General features: G+C 68.3%; 27 protein-coding genes and 1 pseudogene. 17 read left to right on the top strand and 11 right to left on the bottom strand.

The genetic code is table 11. The features are described from left to right. The first annotated feature begins 17 nt into the window (after positions 1-17). The 11 genes from AC5RVG_RS00360 (at position 18) to AC5RVG_RS00310 (ending at position 7,119) form a co-directional block, all read left to right on the top strand. Positions 18-905: a VOC family protein gene (locus tag AC5RVG_RS00360; RefSeq protein WP_493999967.1), complete on the top strand. Its 888-nt coding sequence runs from the start codon at positions 18-20 to the stop codon at positions 903-905. Between the two features lie 69 nt (positions 906-974). Beyond that, positions 975-1,460, top strand: a complete 486-nt coding sequence (locus AC5RVG_RS00355; protein ID WP_493999966.1) for a hypothetical protein — start codon at positions 975-977, stop codon at positions 1,458-1,460. Positions 1,461-1,689: 229 nt separating this feature from the next. Further along, entirely contained in the window at positions 1,690-2,118 is a 429-nt protein-coding gene (rpsP, locus tag AC5RVG_RS00350; protein WP_493977360.1) for a 30S ribosomal protein S16, read from the top strand. Continuing rightward, positions 2,118-2,357 carry an RNA-binding protein gene (locus AC5RVG_RS00345; RefSeq protein WP_493977361.1) on the top strand — a complete coding sequence of 80 codons (240 nt, stop codon included), beginning with the start codon at positions 2,118-2,120 and terminating at the stop codon, positions 2,355-2,357. The genes rpsP and AC5RVG_RS00345 overlap by 1 nt, the downstream gene beginning before the upstream one ends. 110 nt (positions 2,358-2,467) lie before the next feature. Further along, positions 2,468-3,016 carry a ribosome maturation factor RimM gene (gene rimM / locus AC5RVG_RS00340; protein WP_494012306.1) on the top strand — a complete coding sequence of 183 codons (549 nt, stop codon included), beginning with the start codon at positions 2,468-2,470 and terminating at the stop codon, positions 3,014-3,016. Beyond that, positions 3,017-3,886, top strand: coding sequence for a tRNA (guanosine(37)-N1)-methyltransferase TrmD (gene trmD, locus AC5RVG_RS00335; protein WP_494012305.1), 870 nt, complete (start codon positions 3,017-3,019; stop codon positions 3,884-3,886). A gap of 251 nt (positions 3,887-4,137) precedes the next feature. Continuing rightward, on the top strand, positions 4,138-4,497 hold the full coding sequence (gene rplS, locus AC5RVG_RS00330) for a 50S ribosomal protein L19 (RefSeq protein ID WP_493941266.1): 360 nt from the start codon (positions 4,138-4,140) through the stop codon (positions 4,495-4,497). 32 nt (positions 4,498-4,529) lie between these two features. Then, positions 4,530-5,240, top strand: coding sequence for a signal peptidase I (gene lepB, locus AC5RVG_RS00325; RefSeq protein ID WP_493999963.1), 711 nt, complete (start codon positions 4,530-4,532; stop codon positions 5,238-5,240). Between the two features lie 5 nt (positions 5,241-5,245). After that, on the top strand, positions 5,246-6,067 hold the full coding sequence (gene lepB, locus AC5RVG_RS00320) for a signal peptidase I (protein WP_494012304.1): 822 nt from the start codon (positions 5,246-5,248) through the stop codon (positions 6,065-6,067). Next, entirely contained in the window at positions 6,064-6,762 is a 699-nt protein-coding gene (rnhB, locus tag AC5RVG_RS00315) for a ribonuclease HII (RefSeq protein ID WP_494012303.1), read from the top strand. The genes lepB (AC5RVG_RS00320) and rnhB overlap by 4 nt, the downstream gene beginning before the upstream one ends. Positions 6,763-6,795: 33 nt before the next feature. After that, a complete protein-coding gene (locus AC5RVG_RS00310; RefSeq protein ID WP_494012302.1) occupies positions 6,796-7,119 on the top strand; it encodes a DUF2469 domain-containing protein in 324 nt (107 codons plus the stop codon). 4 nt (positions 7,120-7,123) lie between these two features. Here AC5RVG_RS00310 and AC5RVG_RS00305 read toward each other — a convergent pair whose 3' ends face one another. The 8 genes from AC5RVG_RS00305 to AC5RVG_RS00270 form a co-directional block, all read right to left on the bottom strand. Then, positions 7,124-7,486: a cupin domain-containing protein gene (locus tag AC5RVG_RS00305; protein WP_494012301.1), complete on the bottom strand. Its 363-nt coding sequence runs from the start codon at positions 7,484-7,486 to the stop codon at positions 7,124-7,126. Positions 7,487-7,562: 76 nt separating this feature from the next. After that, positions 7,563-8,966, bottom strand: coding sequence for an NAD(P)/FAD-dependent oxidoreductase (locus tag AC5RVG_RS00300; RefSeq protein ID WP_494012300.1), 1,404 nt, complete (start codon positions 8,964-8,966; stop codon positions 7,563-7,565). Between the two features lie 11 nt (positions 8,967-8,977). Then, positions 8,978-10,090 carry an ABC transporter ATP-binding protein gene (locus AC5RVG_RS00295; RefSeq protein ID WP_493999957.1) on the bottom strand — a complete coding sequence of 371 codons (1,113 nt, stop codon included), beginning with the start codon at positions 10,088-10,090 and terminating at the stop codon, positions 8,978-8,980. Then, the gene (locus AC5RVG_RS00290; protein ID WP_494012299.1) at positions 10,080-10,877 is read right to left on the bottom strand and encodes an ABC transporter permease; all 798 of its coding nucleotides are present in this window, start codon (positions 10,875-10,877) and stop codon (positions 10,080-10,082) included. The genes AC5RVG_RS00295 and AC5RVG_RS00290 overlap by 11 nt, the downstream gene beginning before the upstream one ends. Further along, a complete protein-coding gene (locus AC5RVG_RS00285) occupies positions 10,874-11,803 on the bottom strand; it encodes an ABC transporter permease (protein WP_494012298.1) in 930 nt (309 codons plus the stop codon). The genes AC5RVG_RS00290 and AC5RVG_RS00285 overlap by 4 nt, the downstream gene beginning before the upstream one ends. Further along, the gene (locus AC5RVG_RS00280) at positions 11,803-12,924 is read right to left on the bottom strand and encodes an ABC transporter substrate-binding protein (protein ID WP_494012297.1); all 1,122 of its coding nucleotides are present in this window, start codon (positions 12,922-12,924) and stop codon (positions 11,803-11,805) included. The genes AC5RVG_RS00285 and AC5RVG_RS00280 overlap by 1 nt, the downstream gene beginning before the upstream one ends. Before the next feature lie 69 nt (positions 12,925-12,993). Next, a complete protein-coding gene (locus AC5RVG_RS00275) occupies positions 12,994-13,557 on the bottom strand; it encodes a helix-turn-helix domain-containing protein (protein WP_493999953.1) in 564 nt (187 codons plus the stop codon). 162 nt (positions 13,558-13,719) lie between these two features. Further along, the gene (locus tag AC5RVG_RS00270; protein WP_494012296.1) at positions 13,720-14,340 is read right to left on the bottom strand and encodes a TetR/AcrR family transcriptional regulator; all 621 of its coding nucleotides are present in this window, start codon (positions 14,338-14,340) and stop codon (positions 13,720-13,722) included. 143 nt (positions 14,341-14,483) lie between these two features. Here AC5RVG_RS00270 and AC5RVG_RS00265 point away from each other — a divergent pair, with 143 nt between their 5' ends. Next, positions 14,484-16,958, top strand: a complete 2,475-nt coding sequence (locus AC5RVG_RS00265) for a GcvT family protein (protein ID WP_494012295.1) — start codon at positions 14,484-14,486, stop codon at positions 16,956-16,958. Between the two features lie 62 nt (positions 16,959-17,020). Here the strand turns inward: AC5RVG_RS00265 and AC5RVG_RS00260 are convergent, their stop codons facing one another. After that, the gene (locus tag AC5RVG_RS00260; protein WP_494012980.1) at positions 17,021-18,286 is read right to left on the bottom strand and encodes an FAD-dependent oxidoreductase; all 1,266 of its coding nucleotides are present in this window, start codon (positions 18,284-18,286) and stop codon (positions 17,021-17,023) included. Between the two features lie 123 nt (positions 18,287-18,409). On the opposite strand from AC5RVG_RS00260, the pseudogene AC5RVG_RS00255 reads away from it, so the two are divergent. The 5 genes and pseudogenes from AC5RVG_RS00255 to AC5RVG_RS00235 all read left to right on the top strand — a co-directional run bounded on the left by AC5RVG_RS00255 (position 18,410) and on the right by AC5RVG_RS00235 (position 23,344). Next, positions 18,410-18,765 (top strand): annotated as a pseudogene (locus AC5RVG_RS00255) (YraN family protein). Then, the gene (locus AC5RVG_RS00250; RefSeq protein WP_494012294.1) at positions 18,765-20,303 is read left to right on the top strand and encodes a YifB family Mg chelatase-like AAA ATPase; all 1,539 of its coding nucleotides are present in this window, start codon (positions 18,765-18,767) and stop codon (positions 20,301-20,303) included. The pseudogene AC5RVG_RS00255 and the gene AC5RVG_RS00250 overlap by 1 nt, the downstream one beginning before the upstream one ends. A 38-nt stretch (positions 20,304-20,341) precedes the next feature. Next, the gene (gene dprA / locus AC5RVG_RS00245) at positions 20,342-21,547 is read left to right on the top strand and encodes a DNA-processing protein DprA (protein WP_494012293.1); all 1,206 of its coding nucleotides are present in this window, start codon (positions 20,342-20,344) and stop codon (positions 21,545-21,547) included. Positions 21,548-21,637: 90 nt separating this feature from the next. Then, positions 21,638-22,591 (top strand): tyrosine recombinase XerC, encoded by a 954-nt coding sequence (locus AC5RVG_RS00240; RefSeq protein ID WP_494012292.1) that lies wholly within the window; start codon positions 21,638-21,640, stop codon positions 22,589-22,591. A gap of 249 nt (positions 22,592-22,840) precedes the next feature. Continuing rightward, entirely contained in the window at positions 22,841-23,344 is a 504-nt protein-coding gene (locus AC5RVG_RS00235; RefSeq protein ID WP_493977382.1) for a DUF3145 domain-containing protein, read from the top strand. A gap of 108 nt (positions 23,345-23,452) precedes the next feature. On the opposite strand, the gene fabF is transcribed toward AC5RVG_RS00235, so the two are convergent. Then, positions 23,453-24,688 (bottom strand): beta-ketoacyl-ACP synthase II, encoded by a 1,236-nt coding sequence (gene fabF, locus AC5RVG_RS00230; protein WP_493999945.1) that lies wholly within the window; start codon positions 24,686-24,688, stop codon positions 23,453-23,455. A 106-nt stretch (positions 24,689-24,794) separates the two neighbouring features. Beyond that, a complete protein-coding gene (locus AC5RVG_RS00225; protein ID WP_136786952.1) occupies positions 24,795-25,040 on the bottom strand; it encodes an acyl carrier protein in 246 nt (81 codons plus the stop codon). Between the last annotated feature and the right edge of the window lie 32 nt (positions 25,041-25,072).

Raw genomic sequence — 25,072 nt, 5'->3', positions numbered from 1 at the left:
CAAGTATTGTTAATTGCATGAACATTCAAGTAAACCCCCAGGACCTGCTCTCGGCCGACCTCAGCATGGGCACCGTGATGCTCAAGGTCGGCGACATGAAGAACATGACCAACTACTACCAGCAGGCGCTGGGGCTGGACCCGGTCTCCGAGGGGCTCGGCGGGGTTTACCTGGGCCGCGGCACCACGCCGCTGCTCCACCTGGCCCCGGCCAACGGGCTGCAGCTGCCGTCCCGCGGCGAAGCCGGCCTCTTCCACACCGCCTTCCTGTTCGAGAACCAGTCGGACCTGGCCGCCACCGTGGCCACCGCGGCGCAGACCGACCCCTCCCGGTTCGCCGGCAGCGCCGACCACCTGGTCAGCGAGGCGTTCTACTTCACCGACCCGGAGGGCAACGGCATCGAGCTCTACTGGGACCGCCCCCGCGACCAGTGGTCCTGGAACGAGACCGCCGACGGCAAGGAGGTCCACATGGACAGCCTGGCCCTGAACCCGCAGACCTACCTGCAGAGCCACCTGACCGAGGAGTCGCTGTCCACCCAGCGCGAGGCCGGCGCCGGGATCGGCCACGTGCACCTGCAGGTCGGCGACACCAACGTCGCCGAGGAATTCTACGTGAAGACCCTCGGCTTCGAACGCACCGCCGGCTGGCACGGCCAGGCACTGTTCGTCGCCGCCGGCGGCTACCACCACCACATGGCCATGAACGTCTGGAACAGCCGCGGGGCAGGGCCGCGAAAGGACACCCTGGGCCTGGGCGAGGTGCTGATCCACGTGCCGACCGAGGATGAGGTCGGCGCCCTGACCGAACGCCTCACCAGCGCCGGCATCGCCCACCACCACACCGGGGCCGAGCTGCGCTTCGAGGACCCGTGGCGCAACCAGCTGCGCGTCGCCGTCGGCTGAGGCGGATTCCCGCCCGGTGCGGCTAGGCTGAAGAGGTACCACTCGGTCTAGCCGCGGAAGGACCTGCAGATGTCCGGAACCACCGAAATCTTCGTCGCCACCCACGATGTCGCCGTCCGGCGCGCCGCCGAGCTTGAGGCCAGCGTCGACTCCCGCGGGGAAACCGACGGGCCGATGGCCGAGGTCGAGGATGCGCCCAGCCTTCGCCTCAACGGGGTCACCGACCTGGAGGTCGAGATCCTCGGCGGCCTGGCCGCGAAGGCCGTCGGCGCCGCCGGCGGCGAGGCCCTGGACATGGCCGACGTCTCCAGCGACTACCTGATGGTGGCCCCGGATGCCATGGTCCAGTCGCTGGCCGAACTGCTGACCTACACCGACGACGACGGTGCCTCCCTGATCCCGGAGGTTGCCTCGCGGTGGGCCGCGGAAGAGGACATGCCGTTCAGCGGGGCCATCGCCGAAGACAACGTGCGCCGGATTGCACAGCTGGCGTCGCTGGCGGAGCAGGCCGAACGCCAGCAGCTCTACGTCTGGTCCACGACCGCCGAAGCCTGACGTTTCCCGGGTCGAGCGGCCTGAAGTGCCTGCCGCCGAACCGGTGGCAACGCGCCGCCGTCGCCAAGTCGCGCGGATTGGTTCCCATCTGGCACAATAGACAGGTACTCGATCTGCGCGGCCCCTCTCTCCGCGTGTGTATCTTGTCCTTTGAACCCCAACCATGGCCCGCCCCACGGGAGCAGACATACGGGTTCGCCCATTTTCAGAACCAGGAGTGACCACAACAGTGGCCGTAAAGATTCGCCTTAAGCGCTTCGGTAAGAAGTTCTCTGCCCACTACCGCGTCGTTGTCATGGATGCCCGCGCCAAGCGCGACGGCCGTGCCATCGAGGAGATCGGGCAGTACCACCCGACCGAGGAGCCCTCGTTCATCGAGATCAACTCCGAGCGTGCCCAGTACTGGCTCGGCGTCGGCGCCCAGCCGACCGAGCAGGCCGAAGTTCTGCTCAAGATCACGGGCGACTGGCAGAAGTTCAAGGGCATTGAGGGCCAGGAAGGCACCCTCAAGACCAAGGCTGCCAAGGAAGCCTTCGTGGCTCCCGAAAAGGACTCCGTGATCGTCCCCGAGGCCATCACCCCGAAGGCCAAGAAGGAAGAAGCTGCCGAGGCTCCGGCCGAGGAAGCAGCCGCAGACGAAGCCGAAAAGGCTGAGTAATGCTGGCCGAAGCGCTCGATCATCTGGTCCGCGGGATCGTTGACAGTCCTGACGACGTCAAGGTAACGCAGAAGAGCAACCGCCGCGGTGACATCATCGAGGTGCGTGTTCATCCGGAGGATCTGGGCCGCGTCATCGGCCGCCAGGGCCGCACCGCCCGCGCACTGCGCACCGTGGTGAACGCCTTGGCCGATGACCAGGTCCGCGTGGATGTGGTCGATACCGACCGCCGCCGCTGATCCGGATCGGCGCCTGCCCGGCATCGAGCCGGGCACCCATTCCATAGCCTCCGGCCCCTGTACCAGATAATGGTCCAGGGGCCGGACGTTTTTCTTCCAAAGGAGTCTGCATGCAGGTACAAGTTGCCCGGATCGGCAAGCCGCACGGCATCCGGGGCGAGGTCACGGTGCAGGTGCTGACCGACGCTCCGGCCGATCGCTTCGTCCCCGACGTCGAACTGACCGTGGAGCCGGCCGGTTTGGGGCCGCTGACGGTGCGCAGTGCCCGCTGGAACAAGGACATCCTGCTGCTGGGTTTCCATGAAGTCGCCGACCGCAACGGCGCCGAAGAACTCCGCGGCGCCAGGCTCTTCGTCGACACCGAGGATGTCGAGGACGACGACGACGCGTGGTACGAGCACGAGCTCGTCGGCCTCGAGGTGCGCATCGGGGAAGACGTGGTCGGCAAGGTCTCCGGCCTGAACACCATGCCCGCCCAGGACCTGCTGGTCGTGGAGGACCTGGACGGCGGGGAAGTCCTCGTGCCGTTCGTCGAGGAGATCGTGCCGGAGGTGGACGTGGAGGCCGGCTTTGTCCGGCTCACCCCGCCGGCCGGGCTGTTCGAGCTGAACTCGCCGGATGCGCAGGAGACCCCCGACGACGGCGAGGGGGAGCGCTAGGTGCGCATCGACGTCGTCAGCATCTTCCCGGAGTACCTGGCCGCGCTGGATCTGTCGCTGATCGGCAAGGCGCGCCAGGACGGGCTGCTGCAGTTGCAGGTCCACGACCTGCGCGACTTCACCACCGACCGCCACCGCACCGTCGACGACACCCCGTACGGCGGCGGCGCCGGCATGGTCATGAAGCCCGAACCCTGGGCGCAGGCGCTCGAGTCGGTCGTCGCCGCGGGCCCCGGTGAACTGCTGCCGGCGCCCCAGGATTCCGCCGCGGACACGGTCCCCAAACCGGCCGCCGCCCGGCCCGTCCTGATCGTCCCGTCCCCGGCCGGCGAGGTCTTCAACCAGGCCCTCGCCTACGAACTGGCCGCCGAGGACCACCTGGTGTTCGCCTGCGGCCGCTACGAAGGCATCGACGAGCGAGTCCTCGACTGGGCGGGCGGGCATTTCCGGGTCCGCCCGGTCAGCCTCGGCGACTACGTGCTGAACGGGGGAGAGGTGGCGGTGCTGGCGATGGTCGAGGCCGTGGGCCGGCTGGTCCCCGGCGTCGTCGGCAACCCCGACTCGCTGGTGGAGGAGTCCCACTCGGACGGGCTGCTGGAGTATCCGGTCTACACCAAACCCTCCGAGTGGCGCGGCCGCGGTATCCCGGACGTGCTGCTCAGCGGAAACCACGCCAAGATTGCCCGGCACCGCCGCGACGAACAGCTGCGCCGCACCGCCGCGCGCCGCCCGGACCTGGTCCTGGACCTGGATCCGGAGACCCTAAACAAGCAGGACCGCGCCACCCTGGCCCAACTCGGTTACACCGTCACGCCCGAGCGGGTCGTGCCGGATTCGGCGCACCCGGAGCTTCAGCCGCGCCGCATGTAGGGCTGGGGCGGCATGTAGGGCTTGGGCGGCGGCGGAATTAGAGCTTGGGCCCTGCCGTGTGGCAAAATAGAGGATTGTGTCCGCTGGGCACGTTCCTGCCACAGGGGGAGCGTCGCCAACAGCCGGACTCTCCGGCCGCCGATTCCCGGATGGCCGGTTTCCTGAATTTCGGCAGCGACCGTTGCAGGCACCGCCTGACCGTCCTGCCGTGACCAAAGTGAATGACCTGTGGCGTTCACCAGGAGTGAGAAATGCATATCCTCGACTCTGTTGACGCAGCATCGCTGCGCAGCGACGTTCCCGAGTTCCGCGCCGGCGACACCGTCAAGGTGCACGTGAACATCATCGAAGGCAAGACCGCCCGTATCCAGGTTTTCCAGGGTTTCGTCATGGGCCGCCAGGGCCATGGTGTCCGCGAGACCTTCACCGTCCGCAAGGTTTCCTTCGGCGTGGGCGTGGAGCGTACCTTCCCGGTACACTCCCCGATCATCGACCACATCGAGGTCGTCACCAAGGGCGACGTGCGCCGCGCCAAGCTGTACTACATGCGCAAGCGCCACGGCAAGGCAGCCCGCATCAAGGAGAAGCGCGACTTCGGCACCGCCAAGTAAAGTTGCCCACCGGCAGCTTCTTGACCTAACCAGTGCAGCACCTCCCTGGTTCCCCCGAAGCCTCGGGGGAACAACCAAGACGCCGGCCCGGACTTCCGGGCTGGCGTTTTGTGTTGGCCGTCGTCGCCTGCGCCGTGGTGCTCAGCGCCGTCGTGCGCGCCACGCTGCTGGACGTGTACTACATCCCGTCCGGCTCGATGGAGCCGCTGCTGGAGACCGGCGACCGTGTCCTGGTTTCCCGCACCGACTACCACTTCGGCGGGATCCGGCGGGGCGACCTGGTGGTCTTCGACGGGCGGGGCTCGTTCGCGCCCTTCAACAGCGGCAAGTCCCCGTTCGTGGACGCCGCGCAGCAGGCCGGCCAGTGGCTGGGCATTGCCGGCAGCGACACCATCTACGTGAAGCGCGTGATCGGCCTGCCGGGGGACTCGGTCGAGTGCTGCGGCCCGGACGGGCGGCTGCTGGTCAATGGCGAGCCCGTCGAGGAGGATTACCTCTTTCCCGGCGACGCGCCCAGCGAGGTGGAGTTCTCGGTCCAGGTGCCCAAGGATAGATTGTGGTTAATGGGGGACCACCGGTCGGCCTCGGCCGATTCGCGGGCCCTCCTCGGCGCGCCCGGCGGGGGCATGGTCCCCGTCGAGCGCGTCATTGGCCGCCCGCTGAGCATCATCTGGCCGCTCGACCGGGTGTCCGGGCTGGAGCGGATACAGTTGGATGCCCAGCCAGCGGAGAATCGAGGATAGTGAGTATGGACCAGGACCCGAAGGACACTGGCGGGTACCAGCCGGATGCCTCCGGGCCGCGGAAGCGCGAACGCCAGCGCGAACGGCAGAGCGAACGGAAGAACGCCGGACGGAACTCCCTGTTGTCGTGGCTGAAGGAGATCGCCACGATTGTCGCGGTCGCCGTCGTCCTTTCTTTCCTGATCAAGACCTTCCTCTTCCGCGCCTTCTTCATCCCGTCCACCTCGATGGAGGACACGCTCGAGGTCGACGACCGGATCTTCGTGAACCTGCTGGTCCCGCAGCCGTTTGAGCTCAGCCGCGGCGACGTGGTGGTTTTCCAGGACAAGCTCAACTGGCTGCCGCCGAACGGGGCGGATGAAGGCAACTGGTTCCAGCAGATCCTCACCTTCGTCGGGCTGATGCCGGACGCATCCCAGCAGCACCTGGTCAAGCGCGTCATTGGCCTGGGCGGCGACCAGGTGGTCTGTTGCGACGCCGATGGCCGCATCTCGGTCAACGGGGAGCCGCTGGACGAGGATCCCTACCTGGCGCCGGGCTCGGACAACACCCGGATTCCCTTCGACGTGACGGTGCCCGAGGGTAAAATCTGGGTCATGGGCGATAACCGGAACCATTCCGCGGACTCGCGCGAACACCAGGACGAGGCGTCGAGGGGCTTCGTGGACCTCGAGTCCGTCGAGGGCAAGGCCAGCGTCATCGCCTGGCCGCTGGACCGGCTGGGCTTCCTGGGCAATTACCCCGAGGTGTTCGACGGCGTCCCGGAACCGTCCGAAGCGTCCGGCGGCGGGAAGCCGGCCCTGGCCCGGCAGGACGAGGCGCCGTGACCGGCAGGAACCCCACGCTGCGCTTCGAGCGGTCCTTTGCGGAGGCGGGCCACCGGCTGGTCGCCGGTGCGGACGAAGTGGGCCGCGGGGCCCTGGCCGGACCGGTCAGCGTAGGGATGGTGGCCATCGACGCGACCTCGGCCAAGCAGATCCGCGGCGTCCGCGACAGCAAACTGCTCAGCCCGGCGGACCGGGTGGCCCTGGTGCCTAAGATCCACAAGTGGGCGACGGCCTACGGCGTGGGGCATGCCAGCGCGGCCGAAATCGATGCGCTGGGCCTGATGGCGGCCCTGCGGCTGGCCGGCGCGCGGGCCTGGGGCCAGGTCCTGGCCACCGCGCGCCCGGACATCGTGATCCTCGACGGCAACCACGACTGGCTGTCGGCGGGGGAGCCGTCGCTCTTCGACGACGTCACGCAGCCCGGCTGCGACGCGCCGGTCCGGACCAGGATCAAGGCGGACCTGCAGTGCCTCAGCGTGGCCGCGGCCAGCGTGCTGGCGAAGGTGGAGCGCGACGCGATGATGACCGGCTACGCCGCGGACTATCCGGACTACGCCTGGGACATCAACAAGGGCTACGCCACCGCCGCGCACCGCGCCGCCCTGCTTGGCATCGGTCCCTCGGAGCTGCACCGCCGAAGCTGGCGGCTGACCCCCGAGGAACCGCTGATGCCCGCCGTCGAACTCGCGGAGTAAACGCCGCGGGGCAATCTGGGGCAGGATGGATACATGAGCGCCGAAGACCTTGAGAACTACGAGACCGACATGGAGCTGCAGCTCTACCGGGAGTACCGCGACGTCGCCGGCCTGTTCAGCTACGTCGTAGAGACCGAGCGCCGCTTCTATCTGGCCAACCACGTGGACCTGCAGGCGCGCTCTGCCGACGGCGAGATCTACTTCGACCTGACCCTGCAGGACGCGTGGGTCTGGGACGTCTACCGTTCCGCCCGGTTCGTAAAATCCGTCCGTGTGATCACATTCAAGGACGTCAACGTCGAGGAGCTGTCCAAGAACGACGACCTCACCCTGCCCAAGGGCGGGCTCGAGGGCTGAGCGGCTACCGGCCGCCGATCCCGTCCAGAGTGATGTAGGTCTTGCGGACGGTGTCGTGGACTTCCCACGTGCCCTTCCAGCCGGCGGGCATGACGACCGTGTCGCCGGCGCTGGCTTCCACCGGCTTCTGCCCCTCGGCGGTGATGGTGACCCGCCCGGCCAGGATCTGGCAGACCTCGTGGTAGCCGTCCCGCACCGCGGTGAACAAACCGGGGGAGCACTCCCATATGCCCACGTTGAGGCTGTCCGCGCTCCAGATTTCGCGCGATGCCTCCTGCTGCCCCTCCGTGACCGCCGTGGGCTTGGGCTCGGGCGCTCCGAGCGCGGCGTGGGGCGCCGCCGGGAGGTGAATGGTGTCAATGGACATGGTTGATCCTTTCCAAGGGGTGGGCCGCGCTGGTCGGGCAGGGCATGCTCGCGCCGCCCGACCAGCGCGAAGTACTTCAGGCGCGGCCGGAGATGAGGTCTGCGGCCTTGGCAATGGGGGAGGTTGAGGTGCGGCCGGAGTTCTCCGACTTGTCCGCGGCGTAGTACGCCGCGTACATGGCCTGGACGGCAATCCAGCGCAGGGGTTCCACTTCCCAGGTGCGCACCCGGCGGTTCACCCACGGCATGGTGGTCAGTTCGCTCTCCGTATCCAGCACCAGGTCCCGCAGCGTGCGGCCGGCCAGGTTCGTCGCGGTCACGCCGGTGCCGACATACCCGCCGGCCCAGCCGATGCCGGTCTCCCGATCCAGGCCGACGGTGGCCTTCCAGTCGCGCGGGACTCCCAGCACACCGGCCCAGGCATGGTCGATCCGTGCGCCGCGGGTGGCCGGGAACATCTCGTGCAGGATCGCGGCCAGGTTCTGGATCGTCTCGGGCTGGGTGGCCCCGTCCGTGTCCGTCTTGGAGCCAAACCGGTAGGGCACGCCGCGCCCGCCGAGCGCAATCCGGTTATCGGCCGTGCGCTGGGCGTACATGTAGGCGTGCGCCATGTCGCCCACGGTATCGAACTCATTCCACCCGATCGCCGCCCAGACGTCGTCTCCGAGGGGCTCGGTGGCGATCATCGACGAATTCATCGGGAGCCATTCGCGGTGCGAGCCCTTCAGGTTCGCGGTGAAGCCCTCCGTCGCCCGCAGAATGTACTCGGCCCGGACATCACCCCTCTCCGTCCGCGCCAGCCGGGGGCTGATTTCGGTGACGGTGGTGTCCTCGTAGATGCGCACGCCCAAGGCCTCCACCCTTTCCGCCAGCCCTCGCACCAGCTTGGCCGGATGGATTCGGGCACAGTGCGGCTGGTGGACGGCGCCGAGCGGGCCGGCAATCCGGACCCGCTCGTTGCTTTCGGCCGCGCTCAGCAGGCGGACGCCGGCCTCGGGCCACTCGGCCTCGGCTGCGGCCAGGGCCTTAAGCCGTTCCAGCTGGGCCGGATTGCGGGCCACATTCAGCTCGCCGCCCTTGCGGACACCGGCGTCGATGCCCTCCGCACCGGCGACCGCGATAACCTCGTCCACCGTCTCGTTCAGCAGCGTCTGGAAGCGGCCCACCAGCGCACGGCCGTGCGCCTTGACGTACTGGCCGCGGCCGCCGGTGATGCTGTTGGTCAGCCAGCCGCCGTTGCGGCCCGAGGCGCCGAAGCCGGCGAAGCGGCTCTCGAGCACGACGATATCCAGCTCCGGCCGGGCCTTCTTGAGGTAGTACGCCGTCCACAGCCCGGTGTAGCCGGCGCCGACGATGGCGACATCGGCCGTCGTGTCGCCGGCCAGGGCCGGCCGGGGCGCGGGCAGCCCGTCCTCGGCAAACCAGAAGGAGACGTTGCCGTTAACCGTCGAGGCCGTCTCGGTGATCAGTTTTTTGTTCATGGTGGGGTTTCCTAGGTCGTGGAGACGAGGTCGGAGTCTTCGAGCAGCACGCCGTCCCGGGCGGACCAGTAGACGACCGCATCGTCTCCGGGCCGCAGGCCGTTGCTTTCGGACAGCGGGGTGCGGACGATGCCGGTGGAGCCGTCGGGCAGCTGCAGTTCATACTTGTGGCCGGAGCCCAGATAGATGTTCTGGACCACCTTGACCGGGACGGTGACGGCGCCGCCAGGGACTTCCTCCGCCTTCGGGGCGACGCGCAGCTGCTCGGGCCGCAGGACCAGGGCACCCTTACCCGAGACGCTCCGGCCGGCGGGGCCGCGGAGTTTGGCCCCGTGGAAGTCCATGGACCACTCCGGGCCGGCCGCATCGACGTCGGCACGGAAAATGGTGGACTCGCCCATGAACTTGGCCACGAACAGGCTGGAGGGGCGCTCGTAAAGCTCGGCACTCGTACCGACCTGCTCGATCCTGCCGTTGTTGAAGATGGCGATGCGGTCGCTGAGGATCAGGGCTTCTTCCTGGTCATGGGTGACGAAGACGAAGGTGCGACCGACTTCCTGGTGGATCCGCTTGATCTCCAGCTGCAGCTTCTCGCGCAGGTTCTTGTCCAGCGCGCCCAGCGGCTCGTCCATGAGCAGCGCCCGGGGGTTGAAGACCATGGCGCGGGCGAAGGCGACGCGCTGCTGCTGGCCGCCGGAGAGTTCGCGCGGGTAGCGGTCCTCATAGCCGGACAGTCCGACGGTCTTGAGTGCCTCGGCAATCAGCGTTTGCTGTTCGGACTTAGGGGTCTTGCGCTGCTGCAGCGGAAACGCAATGTTCTCGGCGACGCTCATGTGCGGGAACAGGGCGTAGTGCTGGAAAACGACGCCGAGCCCGCGCTTGTGCGCCGGCACGTTGTCCACGCGCTGGCCGTCGATCTCGATCGAGCCGCTGGTCAGGTCCGTGAAGCCGGCAACGAGGTTCAGCGTGGTCGTCTTGCCGCTGCCGGACGGGCCCAGCAGGGTGATGAATTCACCCGGCTCGATGGTCAGCGAGACGTCGTCCACGGCGGTGGATTTGGCATAGCGCTTGGTGACATTCTGGATGTCGATCCGGGTGCCGGCCCCGGTGAGCTTACTGGACACGTTTCCTCCTACGCATACTGAGCAGCCCGACGGCAATGATGATTGTCGTCAAGAGCATGATCAAGGTTGCTGCGGCCGCGATGGTTGGGTCCGTGTCCCTGGTGACGGACGAATACATCTTGACGGGCAGCGTTTCCAAGTACGGACTTTTAATGAAGATCGACAGCACGACCTCGTCGAACGAGGTCACGAAGGCGAAGAGCGCGCCCGAAACGACTCCGGGCAGGATGGACGGCAGGATGACCTTGAGGAACGTGGACCATCGGTTCGCGCCCAGGCTCGCGGCCGCCGTCGCCAGCCGCTGATCGAAACCGCTCAGGGCCGCCGTGACGGAGACCACCACGAACGGCACGGCCAGGACCGTGTGGGCGAGCACGAAGCCGGTCAGGGTGCCCAGCATCTGCAGCCGCAGGAAGATCGCGTAGATGCCGATGGCGAGGATGATCGCCGGCACCACGATCGGGGCCAGCAGCAGCGCCTGCAGCGTCTTGGCAGTCCGGCGCCGGACGAACTTTTGCAGGCCCATCGACGCCGCGGTGCCTATGACGGTCGCCGCGACGGCAACGATGACGGCGATCAGTATCGAATTGCCGAGGGCGGACATCCACGCCCGGTCGGTGAAGAAATTCTCATACCAGCGCAGCGACCAGCCCGACGGCGGGAAACTCAGCGAGGCCTTGTCCGTAAAACTGAGCGGAATGACGATCGAGGTCGGCGCGATCAAGATGGCGGCCACCAGGCCCGCATAGACCAGCAGCAGGGACCGGGTCAGCACGGAATGTTTCACAGCAGTCCTCCTTCATCGCCGGCGGCACGTTTGCTCTTGCGCAGCAGCAGCGCCAACAGGCCCAGCAGCAGCAGCGTGGCAAGGAGCAGGATGACGCCCAGTACGCTGCCGCGACCCCACTGGAGTTGGCCGTTGACCTGCACGTAGATGTATTGCGAGATCAGCATCTCGGACGGCGAGCCGAGCAGCGCCGGGGTGATGTAGAAGCCCAGCGCCTGGATGAAGACCAGCAGGGAGCCGGACACCACGCCGGGCATGGCCAGCGGCATGAAGATCCGGGTGAAGGAGACGAAGGGAGCGGCGCCCAGGCTGCTGGAAGCCTGCAGCAGCCGCAGGTCCACGTTCCGCATCGACGCGTACAGCGGCAGCACCATGAACGGCAGCAGCACCTGGACCATGCCGATCAGGACGCCCGTGGTGTTGCGGATCAGCTCGAACGGCCCCAGCCCCAGGAACCCGAGCATGCCGTTGAGCAGGCCGTTGTCCTGCAGCAGGATGATCCACGCGAAGCTGCGGATCATCAGCGACGTCCAGAACGGTATGAGGACTATGACCACCAACGCCGCACGCATCTTGGGGCCCGAAATCACCATGAAGTACGCGTACGGATAAGCCAGCACCAGGCAGATGGCTGCGGACAGCAGCGCGACCCACAGGGTCCGCCCGAGCACGGCCCAGTTGCCGGCGTTGGCGGCAAACCACTCGTAGTTCTGTGTGCCGGGCACCGGGTCCGCCACGCTGCGCCACATCGCCTCGGCCAGCGGGTAGGCGAACACGCCGGCCATCAGCGCCAGCGCCGGGAGCAACAACAGCAGCGGACTCAGCCGCGGGCGCCTTCCGGCCGACGGCGCTGCGCCGCCCTCGCCATTCCCCGTCCGGCCGGCCGGGGCTGCCGGCCGCACGGGGTCTTTGACTGCATTGCTCATTAGGAGACCCAGGCCGTCCAGCGTTCCAGGGTCGAGGCGTAGTTCTCGCCCCACCATTCGAAGTCGGAGACCAGGACCTTGTCGGCGATCTCCGGTTCGGTGATCAGGAACTTCTTGCCGTTTTCATTCACCGCCGGCTTGGCGTCCACGTGGACCGGGGAATACGAGGTTTCCTCGGTGAGCTTCTCCTGCTGTTCCTTGCCGAGTGCGTAGTTGATCAGCGCCATCGAGGCCTTCGGGTTCTTGGCGTTCGTGGGAACGGCCAGGACGTCCATGACCACGACGCCGGCCTCCCAGACCGGCTCGAACGGGGCTCCGTTTTCCACGGCTCCGTAGGCGCGGCCGGACCAGACGATGGCCATGTCCACTTCCTCGGCCTCAAGCATCTGCTGCGACTGGGCTCCCGTGGTCCAATACACGAGGCTGTCCTTGATGGTGTCCACCTTCTTCAGCGCCCGCTCGACATCGAGCGGGTAGAGGTCTTCCTCGGCCACCCCGTCTGCGATCAGGGCGCCCTCGAGGAGGCCGCCTCCGACGTCGGCGCCCTGGACGGCCCGCTTGCCGGGGAACTTCTTGGTATCGAAGAAATCGGCCCAGCCCTGGGGCGCCTCGCTGTACTTCTCGGTGTTGTACACGACGACCGCCGCGTACTGCATGGCCGGCACGTAGCAGTCGCTGGCCAGGCCCTCGGGGATGTTGGACTTATCGATGATCGAGTAATCCAGCTTCTGCAGGAGCTTTCCGCATTGGCCGGCCGCCCAGTTCGAATCGGTGTCGACGACGTCCCACGTCACGTTGTTCGACTCCACCTGCGCCTGGATCTTCGCATACTCCATCGGCCCATCGGACAAGACGTTCGCCCCGGACTCCTCGGCGAACGGCGTCACTGCCGCCGCCATCTGTCCGTCCTGGTAGATGCCGCCGTAGGAGGCAAAGGTCATGTTCAGGCCCTCCAAGGCGCCGGCTTTGACCGTTCCGGCCTCCGCGGGACCGGTGCCCAGGTCGATGTCGGCCGAGGCGGCACTGCCGCCACCGCCACAGGCCGACACGAGCAGCGCGACTGCTGCCGCCATTCCAACCGGCAGGGCCCGCCGGCGGCGGGATGTGCTAAGTGCTGACATTATTTCTCCTCTTTCGTGTGGAACGCTGAGTGCGGAAGCGCCGGCTGTCGAACCGTTCGGCCCGCTGCTTTAGATGGTTGGAGGGCTGATGATCCACATGACCTCGGACGTGCCGTGGGCCAGGTTCCGAAGGCCGTGCGGCGCGGACGAGAGGTATTCGACGCTGTCCCCGCCTTCCAGGACATGGGACTCGCCGGAGAAGCGGACCTCCACCCGCCCCTTCAGGCAGACGAGGACCTCCTGCGCATTCCCGTGGGCGTACAGTTCCTCGCCGGTCCCGCCGTGCATGTCGAGTTCGCCGGCGTAGACCTCCAGGTTCCGCTGCGGGGAGCCGGTGAGCAGGTACTTGTTGAGGCCGTCGCCGGCATGGAAAACCGGCCGGTCGGCCTTGCGCAGTACCCGGCCCTCGGGCCTGGTGCCGTCGATCAGCTCCGCCGTCGTCGTTCCGAGGGCTTCCGCGATCTTCTTGAGCGTGGCGACGCTGGCGTTCGAGTGCGCGTTTTCCAGCTGGCTCAGGAAACCCGAGCTGACGCCGGTCAGCTGGGCCAGGCTGCGCAGCGAGATGCTCCGCAGTTCCCGTGCCGCACGAATGCGCTGGCCGATCGGCTGCTCGTTATCCGCCGTACCGCTCATCGAACACCTCCTTTAGTCTTCCTAACGCGGTGATTTATGTCACTTATCACCGTGTTTAGTAGACCCTAGCCCGGTTGTTCAGCCGAAAACAAGCGTTTCACCGATTTTTTTGTGAGCCGCGTCTCGGGGCTGGCCGAAAAACCCGTCCGCTTCCTTGGGGCCTCACTCGCCGAGGTCGGCGCCGAGCTGAAGGCGCGCCGCCGCCAGCAGCAGCGACTTGGTGTAGTCCGGCGTGATTTTCGGGTCCTTCGTGGCCACGGCCATGATCAGGCCGTCGATGAGTGCGACCAGGGTGTCCACGATCTGTTCCACCGGGATCGCGGGGGTGAAGCGGCCGGCATCCGTGCCTTCGGCAATTGCTGCGGCCAGCGCCTTCCGCCACAGGGTGTTGGTGTGCAGCACAACGGGTTGCACCTCCCCGTGCCTGCTGGCCGCCGCGCAGGATTCCAGCCAGACGGTGCAGTGCTCCGGATCCGTGACCGCGCCGGCGAGGAGCGCCCGGATTTTCGCGGCCGGGTCCTCCTGCCGCTGCGCGGGCAGCTGCCATTCCGTCGCCCTGCGCTCACACGCGGTGACCAGCATTTCGCGGACCACGGCGTCCCGGCTGGGGAAGTAGTGCTGGATCATTCCAATGGAGATTCCCGCTTCCGTGGAGATGTCCCGCAGGCGGATTCCGTCGAATCCGCGGGCCGCCAGCAGGCGTTCCGCCGCCTCGAGGATGAGGCGCCGCCGCGGCTGATCCTCGACGGTCAGCGCGCGGCCAGGGGCGGCAACGGGGCTCATGTTTTCCCTTCGATGGGCTGTGATACCGTTCACAATAATTCATTATTAACGCGAAGGACAGCGGCCCGAGTGCCCCATCCGCGGCGGGCCCGTGGACCGCACGGCGGGCCAGTGACCTGCTGCCGACAGAAGCGAGGAAAACCATGGACCGGCTCGTAGACCGCACCATCAGCGCGGCAGCCTTCACCGAAGAGGCCCGCGGGCCGCTGCCCGCCCGCGCGCGCACCGTCGTCGTCGGCGGGGGAATCATCGGGGCCAGCATTGCCTATCACCTGGCGGCCTCGGGGGAGACGGACGTCGTCCTGCTCGAAGCCAACGTCCTGGGCAGCGGCACCACGTGGCACGCGGCAGGCCTGGTGACCGGCGGGAGGACGACGACGGCGATGACCAAGCTGGCAAGTTACGGCCTCGAGACCTACGGCACGCTCGAAGAACGCTCCGGGCTCGACGTCTCGTTCCAGCAATCCGGCTCGGTGATGGTGGCGCGGACCGCCGGCCGGGTGGATGAAATGCACTACGCCTGCGACGTGGCCCGCCAGAACGGCACGGAGGCGGAGATCCTGGATGCGGCCGGCCTGGGCCGGCTGTGGCCGCTGGCCCGGACCGACGGAGTACTCGGCGCGCTCTACCTGCCCGACGACGGGCACATCAACCCCGGGTATGCGGCGCTGTCCTTCGCCAAACTTGCCCACGGGCTCGGCGTCGCCCTGCGCGAAAACGTGTCCGTCACCGGCATCCGCCACGGCCGGGGCGGGGTGACGGGCGTCGTCACGGATCAGGGGACCATAGAGGCCGAACGGGTGATCCTCGCCTGCGGGCTGTGGACACGCGACCTGGCCTCGACCGCCGGGGCGCATGTGCCGCTGTATGCCGCCGAGCACGTGCACGTGCGGAGCGGGGAGATCGACGGCGCCGTGCCCGAGCTGCCGGTCTTCCGGGATCTGGACAACAGCTACTACATCCGACACGAGTCGGGGCGGCTGCTGGTCGGCGCCTTCGAGCCCGACGGGTTGCCGCGGCCGGTGAGCGGGATCGGCAGAAGCGGTTTCGCGGAGTTCGAGGCCGACTGGGAACACTTCGCGACGATCCGCGGCAAGGCGGAGGCGGCGGTGCCGGCACTGGCGCAGAGCCGTTACGACCGCTTCCTCAATGCCCCGGAAAGCTTCACCCCGGATTCCAACTTCGTCCTCGGGGAAACGTCCGAGGTGCGCAACCTCTTTGTCGCGGCCGGCTTCAACTCCCAGGGCATCATTTTCGCCCCCGGCGCCGGTCGGGAACTGGCCGAGTGGGTGATCTCCGGATCGCCCGGCTTCGACGCGGCCGCGGTGGACGTCCAGCGGTTCTCGCGGCACCAGAGCAACCGGCGCTACCTCCATGCCCGGACCCGGGAGGGGCTTGGACGCCTCTACGCCATGCACTGGCCGCAGCTGCAGCCGACCACGGCCCGGAACGTGCGGCGCTCGCCGCTGCACGCCCGGCTCGCCGAACTCGGCGCCTGCTTCGGGGAGCTCAACGGCTGGGAACGGGCCAACTGGTACGGAGACCCCGGGACCGCGCCGCAGTATGAGTACAGCTACGGCCGGCAGAACTGGTTCGACCGTGTCGGCGAGGAGCACCGTGGCGCACGGGAAGGGGTGGTGCTGTTCGACCTGAGCTCCTTCGCGAAGATCGAAGTGGCAGGTCCGGACGCGCTGGCGGTCTGTCAGCAGGCCTGCACGGCAGACGTCGACGTCCGCGTCGGCAAGGCCGTCTACACCCTGATGCTCAACGAGGCCGGGGGGATCGAGCTGGACGGCACCGTCACCAGGCTCGGTGAAGACCGGTTCCTTGTGGTGACGCCCGCCTTCAGCCAGGACAAGACGCTGGGGTACCTGCGGCGGCTGGCGCAAGGCAAGGCGGCCGCGGTCTTCGATGCGACGGCCGGCCTGGCGACGATCGGGGTCATGGGACCGAAGAGCCGGGAACTGCTCGGCCGGGTCTCGCCCGAGGACTGGTCGGACGCCGCCCAGGCCTACACCGAGGGACGGACCGTGGAGGTTGCCGACGGCTTCGCCTACGCCCTGCGGGTGAGCTTCGTCGGCGAACTCGGCTACGAGCTGTACCCGGGCACGGACACGGCCCTCAACGTGTTCGACGCGTTGTGGGAGGCCGGCCAGGACCTCGGCGTGCGGCTGGCCGGCTACCACGCCCTCGACTCGCTGCGCAGCGAGAAGGGTTTCCGCCATCTCGGGCACGACATCGGGCCCGCCGACGACCCGTACTCCGCAGGACTCGGCTTCACCGTGGCGCTGGACAAGCCGGGCGGCTTCGTGGGCCGGGACGCGGTGGCCAAGCTGGACCCGGCGGCGCCCGCCCACCGGACCGTCTACCTGGCGCTGGAGGACCCGGAGGCATTGTTCGTGCACGACGAGACCGTGTTCTGCGACGGCGTGCCGGTGGGCCGCATGACCAGCGGCAGCTACGGCTACACGCTGGGACGCGCCGTCGGGCTCGCTTCGGTCGCCGCGGATACGGACCTCTCCGGAACGTTCACGGTCGAATGCCGGGGCCGGCTCGTCGCGGCCACAGTCTCACGGCGCCCGTTCTACGATCCGAAAGGGGAACGGCTGCGCGGTTAGCAGCCGGCCTGCCGGTCGAGGCCTGACCTGCACCTCGGTGCGGCGGGGTGTTCCGCGGCCGATCAGCGGCCCAGCGCGGTCGGAACACCCCAGTCGGCGCTATCCGCGGCCTCGAAGCGACCCAGCCGGTAGGGGCTGATGTCAGCCTCAGGCTGCTTGTCCTCGGCCAGGTCGGCGACAATGATGCCCATCAGCGCCGAATACTTGAAGCCCTCGCCGGCATCCCCGCAGGCTACAACGACGCCGGGGACCGGCGAATCGACGACGAACCTGCCGTCGGGGGTGTCGGTCCACACGCAGACCTGCGCGTCGAGCACATCAGGTTGCAGCGACAGCAAGTCGCGGCGCAACCGTTCGCGGATCATGCCGGTGCGCACCTCATCCGGGGACCTGTCGGCGTCCCCCTCGATGTAGTGCCGCAGCGGACTGTCCAGGCCGACCTTGTAGCCTATGCCGGGGCTGCTCATGGCGTAGATGCCCGGTGCTTCGTCAGTCGGGCCGTCGAAAAAGCAAGGATAGTCGTCGGTGGCGCCCCGCGCGCCGCCGAAGTGGACCACCTGCTCCAGGTACGGCCGAAGCGGCGCAGGCAAGCCAAGCTGTGCGAGCAAGGTGCCGCTCCCCGGACCGGCCGCAATCACCAACACGTCCGCATCGACGCGCCGGCTATCGGAAAGGGAAGCGCTGACGGTTCCCGAAGCCGCCGAAACCTGGGACACCGTGGCTCCGTGCAGGAAGGTGCCGCCGGCCGCGGAAAACAGCCGGAACTGGGCCTGCAGGCTCGCATCGGCCAGCACCACGCCGGCGTCCCGCTGCCAAATGGCATCCCGGCCGTCCGGCCTCAGGCCGGGCAGGAACGCTGCAACGTTGTTCGCGTCGACCTCCTCGAAGGGCACATCTTCGGCCAGGAGGGTCGACCGCAGGCGCGGCAGCGACAACGTGTCGCGCCACAGCAGGCCCTTTTGGTGGTAAACGGGTTGCCCGGCCCTGCTCGAGAGCCGCTTCATGGCCTCCAGCCCCAACCTGGACAGCCGGACCCGGCCGGGGTCCGGGTCGGCAATGCGCCACATGCGCGTCGGCCCGTAAGAGGACGACAGGGGGTTGGATACGCCGAAGCGGTCAATCAGGGTGACGCGATGACCCCGGCCGGCCAGCTCGGCCGCTGCCGGCAAACCCCATGCACCGGCTCCGACGACAGTTATCCTCACTGCAATGTCCTTCCTGCGCCCCGGGCCGTTCCTGTACCGTGCAGCATGCCGGCGCCCGCTTGCGCGCGACGAGAGGCTGAACCGGTGGCCGATATGGAGCGCAGGCCGGGGCGTGCTGCGCATCACTTCTTCAGCGTAACGGAGGCTGTCGCCCTGCCCTGCACAGGCCGCCGCACGGGGCGGGATTTCCGCATCCCGGGGGTCACGTGAAGCTGCCCTCCGCCGTCCGCCGCCACGCTGGAGGGCATGAGAGCGAAAGACGACCTGGGCCGACGCGGTGAGGAGATGGCCGCGTCCTATCTTTCCGGCGCCGCCAGCGTGTCATCGACCGAAACTGGCGCAGCCCCGACGGCGAACTGGACATCGTCTCCGTGGACGGGGCGACCATCGTGGTCTCCGAGGTCAAGACCCGGCGCAGCACCGACTACGGCCACCCCTTCGAAGCCATCACCGACGCCAAGGTCCGCCGACTCCACTTCCTGGGGCACCAGTGGCTGCGCGACCACGGCATGACCGGGACGGCGATGAGGGTGGACGCCGTCGCGGTGCTCTACGGGCAGGGGCGCTGGCCCGTGATCGAGTACCTGAAGGGCGTCGGCTGATGGGGCTCGGACGGACATTCTCGGTGGCGCTGGTGGGACTGAACGGGCACATCGTCGAGGTAGAAGCGGACATCGGCCAAACCCTCCCGGCCTTCATTCTCCTGGGGCTGCCGGACGCGGCCCTGACCGAGGCCAAGGAACGGATCAAGGCCGCGGCGAAGAACGCCGGGGTCCCGCTCAGCAGGCGGAAGATCACCGTCAACCTTGTCCCCGCTTCGCTGCCCAAGAAGGGCTCCGGCTTTGACCTGGCCATCCTGATGGCCTCGCTCCAGGCGGCGGGAGACGTCCGGCCCAGCGGCCGCAACATCTTCCTGGCCGAGCTGGGACTCGACGGGAGGCTCCGGCCGGTCAGGGGTGTACTCCCGGCGGTGATGGCGGCCGTCGAAGCCGGGTATCCGCATGTTGTCGTTGCCGACGCCAACGCCGCCGAGGCCGCGCTGGTGCCGGGCGCCCGGGTGCGCAGCTTCAGCAATCTGGTTGAGGTCTTGATGGCCTTCGGCGCCGACGCGAACCGGCTGAATCCCGCCCCGCCGGAGCGGCTGGGCCCGTCCGTCCCGGCCGCAGCACCTCCTGCGCCCGCCCCCGACCTGGCGGACGTGGCGGGGCAGCATGAAGCCCGGGAGGCGCTGGAAGTAGCCGCTGCGGGCGGCCACCATTTGCTGCTCGTCGGTCCGCCCGGTGCCGGCAAGACGATGCTCGCCGAACGGTTGCCGGGCATCCTGCCCGATCTTTCCGACCACCATGCCATGGAGGTCACCGCCATCCACTCCCTGAGCGCCACGGCCGCCCCGCTGACCGAGCTGGTGCGGCGGCCGCCGTACGAGAGCCCGCACCACACGGCAACGGCGGTCTCCATCATCGGGGGCGGCTCCGGCATGCCCCGCCCGGGAGCGGCCTCGCGGGCACACCGCGGGGTGCTGTTCATGGACGAGGCACCCGAATACGACCGGCAGGTGCTCGACGCGTTGCGCCAGCCGCTGGAGAGCGGGCGGCTGGTGGTACACCGGGCAGCGGGCAGCGCCACCTACCCGGCCCGTTTCCAGCTCGTCATGGCGGCGAACCCCTGCCCGTGCGGGCTCTCCGGCGGCAAGGGTTTGGATTGCACATGCACGCCCGACCAGAGGCGCCGCTACTTTGGCAAGCTCTCCAACCCCCTGACCGACCGCATCGATCTGCAGTTGACTCTGCCACGGCTGACGGTGGGGATGATGGCCATGGGTGCGCAGCGGGAAGACAGCGCGGCCGTCGCCGCCCGGGTAGCGGTGGCACGGACGGCACAGCGGGCGAGGCTGCAGCCGTGGGGCATCGGGTTGAACGCGGAGATCAGCGGCGAACTGTTGACCGGGAAGCTGCGGCTTCCGGCCGCTATCACCAGGGACCTGGACCGGGCCATGGAATGCGGAGTGCTGACCGGCCGTGGCTACTCGCGGGTCCTGCGCGTTGCGTGGACGCTCGCCGACCTGTCCGGCCTGGACCGACCGGACCGGGACTGCGTCGGCACGGCGCTGGCCTTCCGCCAACAGGTCAAGGCGGCGTGACCATGCCGTCCCCATCTGCGGCCGCAGGCCAGGAGGAGATGACCAGAATGACGCAACTGCCGTCCAGCGACGAACGCCTTGACAGGGCGGCGCTGTCCCGGCTGATGGAGCCGTCTGACTGGATCGGCCAGGCTCTGGTCGCTGCTGCCGGCGCCCACGACGCCCTCAGGGTCGCCACCGGCCAGATCAAGGCCGGGCACGGTCTGCAGGCGGAATTGCTGCGCGCCCTCGACCGCGTACCCTCTGCCGGCAACGCCCAGCCGCTCAGCGACGCCCTCGAGCGGTGGGCACCGCGCATCAAGGACCTTGCGCCCGAACGCGACCTGGCCGTGATCGGCAGGCTAGGCGGCACCGTGCTCATACCCGGAGACGCCGTGTGGCCGGCCGCGTTGAAAGACCTCGGGCTGGGCGAACCGCTCTGCCTCTGGGCGCGGGGAAGGTTCACGGACGGCATACCGGACGTCCGGACAACGGTGGCCGTTGTCGGTTCCCGTGACAGCACGAATTACGGCAACCAGGTGACCGGCGACATCAGCAGCGGACTCGCGCAGCGGGGCTATTGCGTGATTTCCGGCGGGGCCTATGGGATCGACGCGCAGGCCCATCGTTCGGCCCTGGCGGCGGAGACCGAACATGTCGCCACCATGGCGGTCATGGCCGGCGGCCTGGACCGGTACTACCCGGCCGGAAACGAAGAACTGCTCCGCACCATCGCCAACCGGGGGATCCTGCTGGCCGAAGTGCCGCCCGGCGCCGCACCAACACGTTGGAGATTCCTGCAACGAAACCGGCTCATCGCGGCGTTGGCCGCCGCAACCATTGTGGTGGAGGCCCGCTGGCGCTCCGGGGCACTGAATACTGCCCATCACGCCGCGGGGCTGGGCCGCGGCGTGGGCGCCGTCCCCGGATCCGTCTACAGCGCGAACTCGGCCGGTACCCATCGGCTGCTGCGCGACGGGAGCGCAACTGCCGTCACGGATGCCGCAGAGGCGGCCGAGCTCGCGGGACCGCTGGGAACAGTGCCCGCCGGGGGCCAAGAGGTGCTCGCCGACCACGACGGACTCGGCGTGGACGACCTGCTGCTGCTCGACGCCCTGCCGGTTCGCCGGGGAAGCACCGTTGACAAGCTCGCCACGGTTGCGGGCATCCCGGTCCGCACCGTCCTCGCGGGGCTCGGCCGGTTGGAAGCGGCAGGACTGGCCGTCCAGGACGCCACCGGCTGGCGCCGGGGGCGGCGGGACTGAGTAGGACACAGGGAAGGAGCGCGGCGGCAATTCAGCCGTGCCCCCGTGCGCCTCCTTGAGTTCGGCTGGCCGGACCAGCAAAGTGAGGGGATGAGCTCTGCAGACCAACCCGAACCGCAGGGCACCGAGCCGCTCCCGCAGGCCTTCGACGCGGCCCTCGATGGCTTCGCCCGCTATCTGAAGGCGGAACGGGCGCGCTCGGAACATACCATCCGCGCCTATGTGACCGACGTCCGGCACCTGCTCGGCTACGCAGCGGAAACCGGTGCCCGGGAGCTGCCGGACATCACCCTCGGGACCCTGCGGTCCTGGCTGGGCGCGATGAACGGAGCCGGCATGGCCCGATCCACGCTGGCGCGGCGCACGGCCACCGCCCGCACGTTTATGGGCTGGGCGTTGCGGGAAGAGCTCATCCACACCGATCCGTCGCTCCGGCTGAAGGCGCCCAAACGCACCGGCTCGCTGCCCACCGTGCTGCGCCCGGCCCAGGTCGACGAGCTGTTCCGAACGCTCGCCGAGGAAGCCGCCGAGGGGGAGCCGATGCCCCTGCGGGACCGGGCGATGATCGAACTGCTCTATGCCACCGGAATCCGCGTCAGCGAACTCGCGGGCCTGGACATCGACGAAGTGGACAACGAACGCCGGACCATCCGAGTGCTCGGCAAGGGCAACAAGGAACGCACCGTTCCGTTTGGACTGCCGGCCGCCGTCGCCATGGACGACTGGCTGCGCCGCGGCAGGCCCAGGCTCGCCACCGCGGAAAGCGGTCCGGCCCTGTTCCTCGGCCAACGCGGCAGGCGCGTGGACCCGCGCCAGGTGCGCTCCGTCGCGGCGAGGCTCTTCGGCCTGCTCGGCGACACCTCAGCCACCGGGCCGCACGCCCTCCGGCACAGCGCCGCCACGCACCTGTTGGATGGGGGAGCGGACCTGCGGGCCGTCCAGGAGATCCTCGGCCACAGCACTTTGGCGACCACCCAGCTCTACACCCACGTCTCCGTGGACCGACTGCGCCGCAGCTACCAGCAGGCGCACCCGCGGGCCTGATCGCGGACAGCAGCGGCGGGCGGGACCGGCCGCCCGCCCGGAACGCGGCCGCCCCGGGTGGCCCCCGGACCGGCTGCACTGGCGGAACCGGCGACACGCCATAACACATTGGTAGTTACACTGGCGCAATTCGATGCCGTACGGCACAATGAGGAACGAAGCGTCGGAAACAGCAGTACTGACAAGTTCCATCCGTTGACAGGCTGAAGGTCGTTGGGGAAGACGTACCTACAGCAAATGGAGGATGGGATGTCTGTTGTGATGACGCGTGGAGTGCTGTTTGTGCATTCAGCACCTTCGGCACTGTGCCCGCATATCGAGTGGGCCGTCGGATCCGTCGTGGACAAGCGAACGGATCTCGAGTGGACCCCGCAGCCTGCCGCGCCCGGAATGTACCGGGCCGAGCTGTCGTGGGTCGGCGCGCAGGGGACCGGCGCCATGCTGGCCTCTGCCCTGCGCGGCTGGGCCCATTTGCGCTATGAAGTCGCCGAAGAGCCGAGCGCCGGGGTGGACGGCGGCCGCTGGTCGCACACGCCCGAACTCGGCATTTTCCACGCCATGACCGACGTCCACGGAAACATCATGGTGAGCGAGGACCGCATCCGCTACGCCTACGAAGCCGGTGCCGGCGATCCCGCAGCCGTCTACCACGAACTGTCCCTCGCCCTGGGCGAGGCATGGGACGAAGAACTCGAGCCTTTCCGCCACGCCGCTGAAGGCGCCCCCGTCCGCTGGCTGCACCAGGTCGGCTGACGCCGGCTCTTCCCTCCCTCCTCCATCCACGCAAAAAGGGAGGGCGGCCGGTGAAAACCGGCCGCCCTCCCTTTCGTGCTGCCCGCAGGCAAGCACCGGAATGAACCGTCAGACGTTGCGGAACACGACGACGGCGTTGTGGCCGCCGAACCCGAAGGAGTTGTTCAACGCGACGATGTCGCCCTGCGGCAGGTCGCGGGACGAGGTGACCACGTCCAGCGGAATCTCCGGGTCCTGGTTCTCCAGGTTGATCGTGGCCGGAGCGCGGCGTTCGTAGACGGCCAATACGGTCATCACGGACTCCACGGCACCCGACGCGCCGAGCAAGTGGCCGGTCTGCGACTTGGTCGCGGAGACCGCAACGTTGTCGACATGGTCTCCGAGCGCGGCCTTCAGCGCAGTGTATTCCGGCTTATCGCCGACAGGGGTGGACGTGGCGTGGGCGTTGACGTGCACCACGTCGGTCGCCTGTGCCCGGGCGTCGAACATCGCGGCCTTCAGCGCGCGGGTGGCGCCCAGTCCCTCGGGATCGGGGGCGGTGATGTGGTAGGCGTCGGCGGTGACGCCGGAGCCGGCAAGCTCGGCATAGATGCGGGCACCGCGGGCCAGGGCATGTTCCTCGGCCTCGAGCACCAGCGCGCCGGCGCCTTCGCCCATCACGAAGCCGTCCCGGTCCAGGTCGTACGGGCGCGAGGCACGTTCGGGGTCGTCATTGCGCCTGGACAGGGCCTGCATCGCGCTGAACGCCGCGATCGGCATGGGGTGGATCGCGGCCTCCGCGCCGCCGGTCATGACCACGTCGGCCTTGCCGGCGCGGATCAGGTCGATGCCCAAGGCCATGGCTTCGGTGCCGGAAGCGCAGGCGGAGACCGGGGTGTGGGCGCCCGCGCGGGCACCCAGGTCCATGCTCACGGCCGCGGCCGGGCCGTTCGGCATCAGCATCGGCACCGTCATCGGCAGCACCCGCCGCGGCCCGCGGTCGCGCAGCGTGTCCCACGCATCCAGCAGCGTCCACACGCCGCCGATACCGGTGGCGAAAGCCACGGCCAGGCGGTCGTGGTCAACCTCTTCGATGCCGGAGTCTTTCCAAGCCTCACGGGCCGCCACCACGGCGAACTGGGTGGAGGGGTCCATCCGCTTGGCTTCGACCCGGGTCAGTACTTCGTCCGGGCGGTTGCTGGCCTGGGCAGCGAACGTCACCGGCAGTTCGTACTGGGCTACCCAATCATCTTCGAGGGTACGGGCCCCGGAAACGCCCTTGAGCGCATTCCGCCACATCGTGGGGACGTCGCCGCCGATCGGGGTGGTGGCGCCGAGGCCGGTGATGACTACTTTGCGTGCCATTGATTCATTCTCTCAATAGTGATTGGGCAATAAATCCGGTGCGGCGGCCGGACCGGGGGTCACCGGCCGGCCGCCGAGTCCCGGGAAGCCCCCGGGTGGCGCGGAACTAAGCCTGGGCGTTGACGATGAAGTTGACGGCGTCACCGACGGTCTTGAGGTTCTTGACCTCTTCGTCCGGGATGCGCACGCCGAACTTTTCCTCGGCGTTGACCACGATGGTCATCATCGAGATGGAATCGATGTCCAGGTCATCGGTGAAGGACTTGTCCAGCTCGACAGCCTCCGGGGCCAGGCCGGTCTCTTCGTTGACGATCTCGGCCAGTCCGGCCAGGATTTCTTCGTTGCTAGCCATGGTGGCTCCTTTTCTTGTGCTGCCGGACGGTG

It is taken from the genome of Arthrobacter senegalensis (assembly GCF_059091765.1).
This window is presented reverse-complemented; position numbering and strand designations above follow the sequence as displayed.